This is a genomic window from Fonticella tunisiensis (assembly GCF_004364155.1).
Classification (GTDB): domain Bacteria; phylum Bacillota; class Clostridia; order Clostridiales; family Caloramatoraceae; genus Fonticella; species Fonticella tunisiensis.
Genome location: NZ_SOAZ01000001.1, coordinates 205,404 through 218,249, shown reverse-complemented (window position 1 = coordinate 218,249; position 12,846 = coordinate 205,404). Strand labels below are relative to the sequence as shown.

At 48.1% G+C, this 12,846-nt stretch carries 18 protein-coding genes and 1 pseudogene; all 19 read right to left on the bottom strand.

Annotated features, from left to right (window positions below):
* Positions 1-192 carry a hypothetical protein gene (locus tag EDD71_RS15610; RefSeq protein WP_133626886.1) on the bottom strand — a complete coding sequence of 64 codons (192 nt, stop codon included), beginning with the start codon at positions 190-192 and terminating at the stop codon, positions 1-3.
* Entirely contained in the window at positions 189-572 is a 384-nt protein-coding gene (locus EDD71_RS01060; RefSeq protein ID WP_133626885.1) for a hypothetical protein, read from the bottom strand. The genes EDD71_RS15610 and EDD71_RS01060 overlap by 4 nt, the downstream gene beginning before the upstream one ends.
* Entirely contained in the window at positions 572-1,171 is a 600-nt protein-coding gene (locus tag EDD71_RS01055) for a major tail protein (protein ID WP_133626915.1), read from the bottom strand. The genes EDD71_RS01060 and EDD71_RS01055 overlap by 1 nt, the downstream gene beginning before the upstream one ends.
* A gap of 5 nt (positions 1,172-1,176) precedes the next feature.
* The gene (locus EDD71_RS01050) at positions 1,177-1,521 is read right to left on the bottom strand and encodes a hypothetical protein (protein WP_133626884.1); all 345 of its coding nucleotides are present in this window, start codon (positions 1,519-1,521) and stop codon (positions 1,177-1,179) included.
* Positions 1,518-1,949: pseudogene (locus EDD71_RS01045) on the bottom strand (HK97 gp10 family phage protein). The gene EDD71_RS01050 and the pseudogene EDD71_RS01045 overlap by 4 nt, the downstream one beginning before the upstream one ends.
* Before the next feature lie 17 nt (positions 1,950-1,966).
* Positions 1,967-2,302 (bottom strand): head-tail adaptor protein, encoded by a 336-nt coding sequence (locus EDD71_RS01040; protein WP_133626883.1) that lies wholly within the window; start codon positions 2,300-2,302, stop codon positions 1,967-1,969.
* Positions 2,303-2,427: 125 nt separating this feature from the next.
* Entirely contained in the window at positions 2,428-2,736 is a 309-nt protein-coding gene (locus tag EDD71_RS01035; protein ID WP_133626882.1) for a head-tail connector protein, read from the bottom strand.
* Positions 2,737-2,757: 21 nt separating this feature from the next.
* Positions 2,758-3,960, bottom strand: coding sequence for a phage major capsid protein (locus EDD71_RS01030; protein WP_133626881.1), 1,203 nt, complete (start codon positions 3,958-3,960; stop codon positions 2,758-2,760).
* Positions 3,961-3,973: 13 nt separating this feature from the next.
* Positions 3,974-4,699 carry a head maturation protease, ClpP-related gene (locus EDD71_RS01025; RefSeq protein ID WP_133626880.1) on the bottom strand — a complete coding sequence of 242 codons (726 nt, stop codon included), beginning with the start codon at positions 4,697-4,699 and terminating at the stop codon, positions 3,974-3,976.
* Positions 4,696-5,961 carry a phage portal protein gene (locus EDD71_RS01020; RefSeq protein WP_133626879.1) on the bottom strand — a complete coding sequence of 422 codons (1,266 nt, stop codon included), beginning with the start codon at positions 5,959-5,961 and terminating at the stop codon, positions 4,696-4,698. Before EDD71_RS01020 ends, EDD71_RS01025 begins: the two co-directional genes overlap by 4 nt.
* A 99-nt stretch (positions 5,962-6,060) precedes the next feature.
* Positions 6,061-6,465, bottom strand: coding sequence for a hypothetical protein (locus tag EDD71_RS01015; protein WP_133626878.1), 405 nt, complete (start codon positions 6,463-6,465; stop codon positions 6,061-6,063).
* Positions 6,466-6,552: 87 nt separating this feature from the next.
* On the bottom strand, positions 6,553-6,879 hold the full coding sequence (locus EDD71_RS01010; RefSeq protein WP_133626877.1) for a hypothetical protein: 327 nt from the start codon (positions 6,877-6,879) through the stop codon (positions 6,553-6,555).
* A gap of 67 nt (positions 6,880-6,946) precedes the next feature.
* Entirely contained in the window at positions 6,947-7,144 is a 198-nt protein-coding gene (locus tag EDD71_RS01005; RefSeq protein ID WP_133626876.1) for a hypothetical protein, read from the bottom strand.
* Positions 7,145-7,203: 59 nt separating this feature from the next.
* A complete protein-coding gene (locus tag EDD71_RS01000; RefSeq protein WP_133626875.1) occupies positions 7,204-9,825 on the bottom strand; it encodes a terminase TerL endonuclease subunit in 2,622 nt (873 codons plus the stop codon).
* A gap of 109 nt (positions 9,826-9,934) precedes the next feature.
* Positions 9,935-10,402 (bottom strand): gamma-glutamylcyclotransferase family protein, encoded by a 468-nt coding sequence (locus tag EDD71_RS00995; protein WP_133626874.1) that lies wholly within the window; start codon positions 10,400-10,402, stop codon positions 9,935-9,937.
* A 64-nt stretch (positions 10,403-10,466) separates the two neighbouring features.
* Positions 10,467-11,366 (bottom strand): amidoligase family protein, encoded by a 900-nt coding sequence (locus EDD71_RS00990; protein ID WP_133626873.1) that lies wholly within the window; start codon positions 11,364-11,366, stop codon positions 10,467-10,469.
* A gap of 143 nt (positions 11,367-11,509) precedes the next feature.
* The gene (locus EDD71_RS00985) at positions 11,510-11,740 is read right to left on the bottom strand and encodes a DUF4314 domain-containing protein (RefSeq protein ID WP_133626872.1); all 231 of its coding nucleotides are present in this window, start codon (positions 11,738-11,740) and stop codon (positions 11,510-11,512) included.
* A complete protein-coding gene (locus EDD71_RS00980) occupies positions 11,737-12,072 on the bottom strand; it encodes a DUF6329 domain-containing protein (RefSeq protein WP_133626871.1) in 336 nt (111 codons plus the stop codon). The genes EDD71_RS00985 and EDD71_RS00980 overlap by 4 nt, the downstream gene beginning before the upstream one ends.
* Entirely contained in the window at positions 12,065-12,754 is a 690-nt protein-coding gene (locus tag EDD71_RS00975; protein ID WP_133626870.1) for a virulence factor, read from the bottom strand. The genes EDD71_RS00980 and EDD71_RS00975 overlap by 8 nt, the downstream gene beginning before the upstream one ends.
* Positions 12,755-12,846 lie beyond the last annotated feature (92 nt).

The following is a 12,846-nucleotide window of genomic DNA, read 5'->3' as shown; positions in this document are numbered from 1 at the left end:
TTAAATTCCGTAAGGGATTACATCATCTATGGTTATCTCCCGCTTCGGCTTGGAAATACCTAAGAACTGCTTGTGGCATTCCCACAAGTCCAGCAGGTACCCTACGGGCATAAGCAATACTTCTTCCTCCGAGCGGTGAAGCTGGACAGTGCCGTAATACAAAAGCCGAGTGAACAATTCCTCATCGCTCACCCGGCCTGTGTGTTTTTTAAGTCATCCTCACTTTGAATGTTTCTTTTGGTGCCTTTGAACATTGCTTCCATGATAGCGTCTTTGTATGCCGCCAGCTCCAGTGGAGATGTGAGAAGCTCCACTGTCTCTTCGCTCAGGAGCTCCCGCTTATCCTGATTTTTCAGGTTGTGTATAAGAATACTCTGGTTGGCCAGTAGCGTAATCAGCCATACCACTTCGTCCAGCGCCATCTCGAAGTTCTCTGTTTTCATCAGTTTCGTGCCGAGATTTTCAAGTCCGCCATATCTTTTTGCAATCTCTTTTGTCGCTCTGGTGGTTAGAATAAGCTGATAGTCTTCACTGCCGATTCTGATGATTGCGCTTCTATCATTATCCTGCATTATTCGCCGCCTCCTGCCACAGCAAAGACCGGCTCATAAACTTCCGTATACCAGCCGGTAATAGTTTCAGGCAATACACCGGGATCGTCCTCGCTGACCTCAGCCTTCCATGGATGCCTTCCTTGGCCGTCCGGTTTGTTACGCCGCATGACCGTTCCTTCGATGGTAGGTGTCGAAAATGTAATGCTATCGCCTTTTGTTTGCAGATTTGTCGCCGGGATGCCGAATTTTACCCTGTACAGCCAGAAGTACCTGTACTTGCCGTTAGCCTTCTTGGCTCTAAAGCCAATAGCCACAGGAGCGCCCCCATCCTCGCTGGCGGAAATCAGCACCTTGTTGTCGTCAAGGGTGGCTCCCGTCAAAACCTCTGCAGCGGCAACACCGATGTCCGCAACGCCGAGAGATAAGGTACCGCTTTGAAATTCTTTGACCACTTCTGCCGCTCCGTCATCGGCGTAAAGTGTCGCCTCGGCAAGTTCCACCGAAAGCTCCGCCGTAATCGCCTTAGCCAGCGGAACAGGCGTGTCATAGGTCTCTTCTCCGTTTTCATTCTCGGTTATTTTTGCATAATATAACCTGTCCAGTCCGATTGTGGCCATGTCTCTCATTCCTCCTTTACTTCATATTCTTTTGCCACATCAATGGCATAGTGGTGATAGCCGGTATCGTCCTCATGGCCTATATACCGCCTGTCGGTAATGGTAAAGCCCGCTTGGAGCAATGTGTTCACTATCTCGTTTTTACGGGCAGTGTAGTTACCCTTTATAAATAAAGACAGCCGAACCTCCTGGGTTTCAGCCTGAGGCCGGTTGTCTGCAAAAACCTCAAATGTATCTGTCATCGGGTTTATGACAAGGTACTCATCCGGCGGTATACCGCTGAATACGCCAGTTTCAATGGGAATGCCCAAAACATCCAATAACGAATTTAACTCTGACAATATGCTCATATCCGCCCCAGCTCTTGTTCCAGTCTTGTTTTCATTGCTTCGATGCAGGATTTTCTCGAAGCCGATTTCGCCGGTTTCAAAAAGGGTCTTGGAGGCTGTCCGGACTTGCCTTATTCGATAATATTAGCGATCTTCGCGTTGCTTTCCCCATCTTTCCTTGGCTCAGTAAAGCCGACTTTTATGTTGTGGTTTCCGTCCCTATCCTGCTTGGCAGGAGAGAGGCCTAAAGCATCTACCAATTCACCGGTTGACCTGGACGGGTATTTAGTACCGCTTCCGATAACCGACTGGAGGTTGGACTTCACTTTGGAAAGCATCACTTCTCCGCCTGCTTCCAGTACCTTAGGTATTATTTCGTCTGTCCTTTCTCCAAGCCTAGAAAGCCGGAGCAAGAACTCCTCCGGCATTTTAACGTCCACCTTAGCCACGTTGCAGCCACCTCCTCTTATGCTTTGCTTGATTTCATCTTCTCTGCAAGAACCTCAATATACATTCCGCGCCCTTTCACATCCTCTACGCTGATAATGTTGTACCTGCCATCGCTGCAGACAAAAACAAGATCTGTGGTGATTTCAAGGTTAGGGATCCTGCGGAAGCGGAACAGGGCGGACGCCTGTGAAAACGCCGCCCTGTTTGCCCATTTTTCGCTGCCATGCCTGTCTTCCTTGTATGCCCTTACCGAAGCAAGGATGATATCCCCTTTTTCAGCAAAACCCTCACTGTCCTTAACCGGCTTGGCTGAGATGATATCCACGAAAGTGCTCATTTTCCCGAAACTCATATTTACACCTTCCTCGTCGTCGCAAACTACGCTTTGCTCGTTTTGCCGCTAGTGGCAAAATCTCGCCCGCTCCGTTGCTCCTCCTCTCCCCACGAAGTCTTATGACTTCGTGGGGGCCCAAGGCGTTAAACACGCCATTCTCTGTCAAGCCGCAACAATAGGTTTACTGTATTCCATACCTGCTGCCCTGCCTGCACGCTATCCCCGAAAAAACCTGCCGTCGAGCCATCCCTACTTTCGTAGAAATGGCTCGACAGCATGATCACAGCCTGTTCAGTAGTAGGTGGCATTGGGTTTTCGGCATAATATCCTTCCGGCTTTTTCTGATAGCTTTCCGCATAGGCAACTGCGGCCTTGATGTATTCCTGTAAAAGTGCGTCGTCTTGGCTGTGCTGCAGTATGAGGTTTGCTTTAACCTTCTCTAAAAGTTCCACGCCGCAGCCCTCCGTTTCTCATTAAGCTGATTTCTGCTGCAGTATTTTGACGGCCTCAGCCAGAACCAGCTTGCCATCCACGCGTTGGGTCGCCATGAAGCCTACCTGCCCGGTTGCAGCATACAGCTCGTTGAGCCGCTTAAAAACCCTGCCCTGGCGATCTGCCACCCAATAGTATGAAAAATCGCCGAACACAATGGTCTTTGCTCCGGCAGCAATAGTAGGCATGAATGCAGACGTCTTAACCGGACGGTTGAGGATGGTGTCCGGTGTTCCGGCGGTAACGGAAGGCTGCCAGAGATACTGGCCGTTGTTGTCTTTAAGCTTCCTTATAGCCTTTATTGTAGAATCGTTCATAATGAATACAGCGTTCCTGCGATAGGGAGACTTTAGGCTGTAGAACAAGTCCATGATCTCGTCAAGAGTAATGGCTGTCGCGCTTGCCGCGGTTACTCCCACCTCGCCGCCGCCATTATCCGCCAAGATGCCGGTTGGCTTGCCAGAGCCATCGCCGATAAAGAAAGCTTCCTCCTCTTTTGCTCCGATGCGGCGGGCAAACTCTTTGGCGATATACTGCTCAAGGTTGAATACGCTGTCGTTTAACAGTTCCTCGGACACCTTGATCATAGTGGCCAGCTTATATGCTCCGATGGAAACCTGTGCAAAGGAGTCGTCGCTTTCCGGAATCTGGCCTTCCTCATCCACCCAGGATGCAGTACCCTTGCTTGCCACCACAGGGATTTTCTTGTCGCCGCTGGACGTGGTAATGACATTGGCAATCTGCCTGAAGATATTCTCCTCCTCCAGCGCTTCCACAAGAGTACGCTCAAATTCGTCGGGGACAAGATATCCGCCTTCGGTGTCCTCCCCGACCTGCAGCGCGTTATGCACATCATATTTGCGTCTGCCGCGCATCATGTTCCAGAAAGACTGCCTGTACTCATCACTGGCACGTCCGGTTTTTTCATTGTTGCCTGATATGGAAGTGGGCTTGTCTGTAATGGGGACATTTAGCGGTTTTGACAGTTCCAGATCTATGGCAGCCTGACGCTCAAGACGTTCGATTTCTTTACCCAGCGCAATAACATCGGCTTCCATTTTCTCATAAGTTGCGGTATCCTCCGGTGAAAGCAGCCCGTCGCTCCCTCGTTTGCTGTCAAGGAAAGCCTTGGCTGCTTCCCATGCTTTGGCGCGTTTTTCACGCAGTTCCAATATTTTGCTCATTGTCAAATCCTCCTTATGGTTTTAATAAAAAAAGCCGCTTTTCAAGCGACTCAATCGGGGTTCCTTTTGGTTTTTCTTTTGGTTTAAGTTTTTGCAGGATGGAATTTGTCACTGCCTGCCTGCTGAAGATCATTCCTCCTGATACTTCAAGTTCGGATGAGGAGGATTCATTCTCCATAAACAGGATGCCATCGGCAAAGCCAAGTTCCACCGCTTTTCTTGCGTTAAACCAGCTTTCCGCATCCATAAGGTGCGATATTTTTGTCCGGGAAAGCCCGGTTTTCAGCTCATAGGCATTTATTATGGATTCCTTTATTTCCTCCAGCATGGCGATAGCTTTCTCCATCTCCTCTGTATCACCGATGGCTATGGTCATTGGATTGTGGATCATCATCATGCTTACAGGCGACATGAAGACGTCGCCTCCGGCCATGGCAATGACCGAAGCGGCGCTGGCCGCAATACCGTCAATCTTTACGGTTACTTTGCCTTTGTAATCCATCAGCATGTTGTAAATCTGATTGGCTGCAAATATATCGCCGCCCGGGCTGTTGATCCAGATCGTTATATCACCCTCTCCGGATAACAGCTCTGATTTGAACTGTTTGGGAGTCACTTCGTCTCCAAGCCAGCTTTCTTCGGCTATTGGTCCGTCAAGATATAATGTCCGGCTGCCATCATCGTTTTGTATCCAGTTCCAGAAACGGCGAACCGGCCTTGGTTTTTGTGATTTGCTCATCTTTTTGATCCCTCCGTTTCAGCATTGGTTTTGCCTGCAAATGCTCCAGCATCGGCAAGCTTGGTCATATTACCGTTGATGAGATACAGGTCACCGCCCAACTCCTCTGGGATCCGGTTCATGTTCTCAAGCTCTCTGATATCGTTAGCAGACATCCAGCCGTTCTGGCGTGCCACGGCATAGCCGTTCATGCGGCTTGCATAATCCCCGCGCAGAAGACCGTCCACATTGAACTTGACAAAGTATGTCCGCTTCTCCGACGGTAAAAGCAGAGCCTTTTGAAGGGCCTGTTCCCAGCGCACCACCCACGGATCAAGCGTGTATTTGACAAATTCCAGCGACTGCTGCTCGATGTTTGAAAAGCTTGATTTTTCAAGGTCTCCTACCATATGGGGAGGCACGCGGAATATCCGGGCGATCTCGTTTATCTGGAATTTCCTTGTCTCCAGAAACTGTGCCTGTTCGGGCGGGATGCCGATTGGCTGGAACTTCATGCCCTCTTCCAGAACGGCAATGCGGTGAGCGTTAGCGCTGCCTTGATAGACAGCGTTCCAGCTTTCACGCACCTTTGCCGGATCCTTTAATACGCCGGGATGTTCCAGCACGCCGCCCGGATTTGCACCGTTGGCAAAAAAGGACGCACCGTACTCTTCACAGGCAATAGCCATGCCTATGGCGTTCTTGGCCATAGCGATAGGGGAGTAACCGATCAGCCCGTCAAAGCCGAGTCCCGGGATATGCAGCACCTCGTCACTTCGAAGGTACACCAGTCCAGCCTTCGGATTTGTCCTGCTCTCATCACTGTCTCGCCGGTAGGTGTAAAACAACTCTCCGTTTGGAGCCCTGTCTACCATCATCTTGTTTGGCAAAAGTGGATAAAGCGCCAGCACTCGTCCTGAACCGTCCCTGATAATTTGGGCATAAGCATTTCCCCATAAAAGAAGATGACTCATCAGTGTTTCTCGGAACACGAATGAAGTCATCTCAGGGTTTGGCTCGTCATGGAGCAGGTAATACAGCGGGTGGGTCAGCGCTTTTTCTTTGCCTCCGTCTTCCTTGTACCGATACACATGAAGCGGAAGCCCGGCGATGGCCTCTGCAAGTATCCTTACACAGGCATAAACTGCCGTTGTCTGCATGGCCGTCCGCTCATTGACAGCCTTTCCGCTGGATGTGCCGCCGAAGAAAAAGCTGTATGCGTTGCCGAACAGGCTGTTTTTCGGCTTGTCCCTTGCTTTGAATAGGCGAGAAAATATTCTCATAGGCATCACTCTCCTGAAAAAAGGCATAAAAAAAGAGCAACTGATTGATTGCCCTTATCTATAGCCCATAAAGATGTCTTAACTACAACAAATATTTATCTATTTTGTTAACTTTGTACTCATATTCTCCGAAACTCTTTCTAGTAAGCTTTTATTAAATTTTAGAATAGCGGATGCTTCTTCATAGCTTTTAATGTGTTTATTAATATATCCCCTTAGAATTAATGCAGCAAAGCATTGAGCCTCAATTGTCTTTTTTCTTTCCAAATCAAAATGAATGTTTCCATAACTATGCGCTGAGGGATTTCTTAATCCATCAAATAAATGATAATAAAAATCCAAGTACGACATCCCTGATTTTTTATAAATATCGTCTGCATCTATTCCCAACAAATCTTTCCATTTCTTTTTATGTTCTATCAGTCTGCTTTGCTTATTACGATTTGGGGGTTCTCCTAGTATGCTTTCAACACACTTACAAGCTTGAACTATCGATGTTTCCATCTTAGGTATAAAATACCCATGTTCCCATATACTTGGCTCATGCGATTCATGCTTCAACACGGGTGAAAGACCTAATTCGCATATTAATCAACAATAATGGCTTTGAAAAGAAGATACCATCTGACTTAATGCAGTAAAACTAACATCATCTCTTAATAATAATTCAATTGTTTGTGACATTTCTTCAATCTCGGTTGCCTTCTTAATGACCCCACTCATTAAGAATTTTTGATCCATAGAATTAATATTATATAAAACCATATCATCAAAAGACAGGTTAGGATCAAAATAGTATATCCAATTATAATCTATAATTCTATCTTCATCTGTTCCTTCAAACGCATCAAGATATGACATTACTAAGTATAATATTGTCCCAATATTCTTCCAAAATTTCTTTTTCTTGACTTCCATTTTCACTTCAGTAATAAGCGCTGAATAAGCATCTTTTGAATATGTCCAAATAAATACTTTTTCATATTCAGTGGTAAAAAAAAGGTATATAGTCTTGAACTTTTGGACCAAAACTATTTTCAATTAAAATTCCAGACATCAAAGCATGATAGCATACATCATTTGGAGGATTCGGTGGATATTTCTCCGCTATCATTTGCTGTTCTTTTTTTACTTGTTCAAAATATCGTTCAAATTCAATTCTTAATTTATCTTTATTATCCACTAAAAGTCCCCCATAAATATCATAAATATATCCAAATTATAACATCTGCAAATATAATTTTAAAGAATTAATAAACCTCTCTCGTCATAAATTGATCCATTACAATCATCTCCTCCATGCCTTAATGCGCGGTCAAGGGCCATAATGAGCGCGACCGCGCCATCTATTCTCTCTGTGGACTTTTCTTTATCAGGTTTTATGTTTCCGGCTGGATCCGTTTTGACAAAGATATTGTCCATCATCCAGCGCAGTACTGGATGGCCTCCATGGGCAATGCGTTCTTCCAATGTCAGCTTCATCAACTCTTTTGTAGGCGGCGACATATCCTTGAAACCCTGGCCAAACGGAACAACCGTAAAGCCCAAGGCTTCAAGGTTCTGGGTCATCTGCACCGCACCCCAGCGGTCAAAGGCAATTTCCTTAATGTTATATTTCATACCGAGCTCCTCAATAAAAGTCTCGATGAAACCGTAATGCACTACATTACCCTCGGTGGTGTATAAAAAGCCCTGCCGCTCCCAGACATCATATGGCACATGATCCCGCCGCACACGCTGATCGATATTCTCCTCTGGTATCCAGAAAAAAGGCAGGATCTGATATTTGTCCGATTCATCTAGCGGCGGAAACACCAGTACAAAGGCGGTAATATCAGTAGTAGATGACAGATCAAGCCCGCCATAACAGGTTCTGCCGCGTAAATCTTCCGCATCGACAGGAAATGCACACCTGTCCCATTTATCCATAGGCATCCAGCGCACCGATTGTTTCACCCACTGATTTAAGCGAAGCTGACGGAATAAGTTTTCCTCTGCAGGGTTTTGCTTGGCGTTTTCAAAAGCCACCCGCAGTTTTTCAATATCCACTGTAATGCCCAGCGAAGGATTAACCTTTTTCCACACTTTTTCGCTTGTCCAGTCGTCGGTATCGGCCGCGCTGTAGATAACAGGGTAGAAAGTCGGGTCTATCTTGCGTCCCTGCAGGATATCCTCTGCCTTTTGATGCACCTCCCAGCAGATGGAATTGCGGTCGGTGCCTGCAGTCGTAATCAGGAAAAACAACGGCTGCTTCCTTGCATCGCCAGATCCGTGAAGCATTACATCATACAGATCGCGGTTAGGCTGGGCATGAAGTTCATCAAATACCACGCCATGGACGTTTAGCCCATGCTTTGTATATGCCTCCGCCGAAAGCACCTGATAGAAGCTCCCGAGCGGCCTGTATACCAGCCGCTTCTGCGACAGCATCGGTTTAATCCGGGACTTTAATGCCGGGCACTGCTCCACCATGTCAACCGCTACGTCAAAAACAATGGATGCCTGCTGACGGTCGGATGCACACCCGTAAACCTCGCCGCCATGCTCGAAATCGCCGCAGGTCAGGTATAGGGCAATGGCCGCCGCAAGCTCGGAATTGTGCGTCGGCACCATAGAAGGCCCTGCCAAATACTGACGGGACGGCGAGCTCACCTGAATGCACCGCATTGGTATACGCTCCTTTACAGGTTCTATGGAATGGATATAGTGATAATTGGAGCGGGTCGGGGATGAGCCTGTTTCCTTGCGGCGGCACAATTTTCTTGCAAGCCCGCTTGTGGGCAGATCGGCAAATGATGTGAACCTGATTGTATACAGCGTTTTGCCGGTAGGCTTGCCGCAGCGCTGCGACGGGCTTTCTGTCATTGAGTTTTTTATGCCAAGGCTCCATAACAGTTCACGTACATCCAAGGCAAGCTGTCTTTCTGTGCTGACATAGGTGCTTTGCGCTTTTAATTTGCTTATACAGCCGTCGGAATCCATAAGCCCCTGCAAGAGTTCCCAGCGCTGATTTTCGGAAGCTCTCAAATACTCCAAAGGTATGTGTTTGCTGTGAAAGGACTTGAGCAGCACGCTTTTTAAAACGGGTATGCGTACAACCACACTGTCGGCGACGTTTTTCCATAGGGAAGAAACTTCATATGGTATCCTTTTCAGCACACCCGCGACATCGCTTGTTCGAATCGTTATCTCCGGCTTGGTGGCGCACCCGTTCCCCAGCCAGTAGCCATAAAGATACGGATCTACCGGCAGTTTTACATCCGGCAGCTTCAAAGCGCCTGCAACAGGTATTCTGTATATGGAACGAAAGGGGGCGTCCTTGTGGCGTTCACGATAAGCGGAAAAGGCCTCATACATCTGCTGCGTTTGAAGAAGCCTTTCCTTTCGTCCATTGTTAATGACCTGCACCTTCCACAAGTGCCTTGCCCCGGCAATGATTGAACTGCCGTCACCAAACGTAAGCCTGTATGCCTGTTCAGTATCATCAATCTCACTAAGAGCAAGAACATAACATGGGTTCCCGTTTTCATCAAATACCAGGTCCCCCTGTTTCAGTTCGCCCATCTGCTTCCAGCCGTTTGGCGTGGGAACAGGTGTGTCCAGAGCAAGCTGTTTCCCCTGCTTTTTTGGGATTTCTATATAGGCAGCGTTGAACTGCCGGTATCCGTTGGGTTTCAAGATGCCAAACAAATCACGGACAATCTGCTCCTGCCAGTCAATAAGTTCAAAAGGCTTTCCGTACCATTCGCCCTTGGTATGTTTCAGGCAGTTTATAAAGGCAACGGCGGCGTCCGCCGCTTCCTTGTCATATTTGGATCCTTCCGCCATAAATCTTGTAGGTTTATATCGCTTTAACTTCCGCAGCTTTGCCGCCTCCTTTCCTGTAAATGAGCAAGAAAAAAGGAACCTCTCAACGAAGCTCCTTTCATCAAGTGGATTTCTATGAAATTATCTATGCTGACAGCGTTTTTCCCTATATCTCCGGTTTCTCCGCCTGCACCGCCGAATCCCGCACTGCTTTATTGAGAACGGAAATATCAAAACCCGCATCTATATAGCCCTGCCGAATCACCTCGTAATAGTAACGGCTCGGCGCCCCTAAAGGCCTTCCGTCATTCATGATATATACCATTGCGGACACCCACTGCCCTTTGAAACGCACCTTAACCGTTTCTTTCCGATACAGATGCGGATAGCCCTCATACCGGTCCAGTGCTTTCTCATCATAAGGTGTGATTCTCCAAAGCAATACCGGTACGCTTTCACCTTTTTGCTTTTCTATCGTTGCCACTGCGCCACCATTGCCGCCCCGAAACAGCAGCCGGTAGCCTGTGAGCTTTGCCTGCCCCAGCACTCTTGCCGTTGGACAGCGGTACGCCATCTGCTTCAAGTTCAGATTGCTTCCGTATGCTAAATAAACTGTTCCTTTTTCCTTGTTCATCGCATCTTCCTCCTTGTGTTTGCCGCAGGCAAGGGGCGGCTGTCCGCCCCAAGCGCCCAGTCATCTATGCCGCCCGAAACCGCCATGCCGCGTTGCCGCTCAGTGCCTTGCAAAGGTGCTCCCGGCAGTTCTTAAATTCGTCGCCGATAAGCCCGATGCGGTTGAGGTATGTCCGCATGGCGAATTTTTCGTTTTCAACCTGCGGTTTCTTGCTGGAAGCGCATTTTTGTGTCAGCGCCTGATGGTTGAGGGCCAGGGCAAGAACTATGTAGCTTCTGATTTTCCCGGCATGGAGTTCGCTGTTGAAGCCTCTCAGTTCAATCGTCCCGTTGCCGTTGAAAAAACTATGCAGGTTCAAAAAGTGATATCTGCTATTGTGGTAATGGGTGCTCCGGCTTTCGCTGTAACCCTCGTACCAGATGTTCTCAATCGCCGCAATGGTTTTGGGCCTGCGCCGGTTCATCTTTTCCACCAGCGTCGCGTCCATTTTCTTGCAGAACCGCATCCTGTCCGGCTCAATCTGCAATGCTTTATAGAAAAGGTCATTCTTGCTGGCGATAATGTTGATAAAATTACGGATGCTTCGCGGTGTGTGGCTTGCTCCGTCTATATGGACGTGGATGCCGCAGCTGGCGTTTGCAAAACCTCCTGCCCTGCGAAGCCTTCTTATCAATTCCTGCAGGGTTTCAATGTCTTCGCGGTAGGTGAGTATGGGACTTACCAGCTCCACACTGTATTCCCGGCCTGCCTCGACAATCCGGCCGCGTTCCTTTTTCTGCGTCCGGATGCTTCCGTCGCTCATGAATTTCCATACCCGTCCGTCCGGTGCAATAACCTTTTGGGTATCGTAATAATCTCCGCTGGATTCAACCCTCCCTCCAAGAAAAGCTGCTGCAGTTTTTGCCGCCTGTTTCCTTGTAATCCCTGTTAATTCTACCTCGATTCCAAACCTCGTTGTAAGCATTGTGCTTTTTCTCCTCGCTTTCTCTGTGTTTTCTGCCCTTTGGCAGTGTACATTAGGCCATTGAAAACACAGGATAGCAAGGCAATTCTGCGTGAGTTTCCGCCGGATTTTCAACAATTTTTTGCGGCGGGATTTGTGTACATTTAAAGCTTCCTAATCACGTCCACACCGTAAGCCGCGCCAAGGGAAGAACCGTTGTCCCAATTTATATGTATGGTTCCGATATCATCCACAAAAGAAACTGTGCCTTGGTCTCCCGGTTTCAGCTTAGAATACGGATCATCCATGCAGATAAGCTCGACGCGTGTTCCCGGCGGGTACTGCTTTTTAAGGCGAAGGACAGTTTCTTTTGAAGGAAAGTCTCTTGCACTCATTTCTCGTCCTCCTCTCCAGGATAATATGCGGCGTATTTGGGATAATCCATACCGTCTGGCATTACCAGCACCCCATCAGACTGTCCCCGCCGCTGCACCAGCAAGCAAAGCCATACTCCGTCCTCGTCAATGCGGCAAAGCCCTTTGTTTTCCTCAATAAACCGGCGGTCGACGCATAGGTCGGCAATGAAGTTCTCATAGTCTATCTTTGAAAGCTTGATGGTTTTCACAACTGCGAATCGTTTCCTCTGCTCATACCGATGCGGAGCCATTAGATCCTCAACCCAGAACGGATGCTTGACAAAGAAGGCGGTGTTATGAAAATCACTCATTTTCATCCACCGCCCTTAGACTTTGCCGCCTTGCTTCTCCGCTACGGAAGGCCCCGTTACCAGATAGTCTTGAAAGCAGCACCTTACGTTCGGTTTTATATTCATCTCCTATAAATCCCAGCCGAAGTAGGAAACAGCGGAAAGCGTATTTTTCATTATCCGTCGGTTTTTCAGTGCGCAGCACGCGCTTTTGCGCTTTTGCCTGTTCCGCCATCTGCTTTACCAGCGTGATATATGTCTGCACCTCGTCGGCATTTAGGGTCGCGTTCCAGAACGGGAAGGCAATCTCGTCATTATCAGCCAATACTTCAAGCTCCCGGTCAAGCGACAGCGCTTTCTTTATCAACGTATCCTTGCTGGCCAGCAGGTTTTTAAGGTTTTCAAGGCTTGTCTCGCCAAAGCCCTCCAAAGAAAGAGCAATTGTCATGGTTCCCTCTGCAGATAAACCTGCGATATTCAGCGCGTCAATCACCGGCCGGATGCTTTTGATTTCATCAAGGCTGATTCCCGGCGAATGCACCACACTGTCTCTGTCAATTGTCCAGCCGTTTGCCTCATACGCAAAACCCGGCGCTCCGGCATAGCGCACCTGGCTTCCAAGTACTTCAGCAATGACTGCAGCAATGACTTTTCTCTCCTGACCGGCAACCTTCTGTGAAAAGCGGAAGCTGTTATTCCTCATTCCATTCACCTCCCCTCAAATAAGCTAAACCATTTCTGATTCCCATAAAAAATCCCACCTTTCCTTTTTGGTGGGATACATTAACGCTCTGT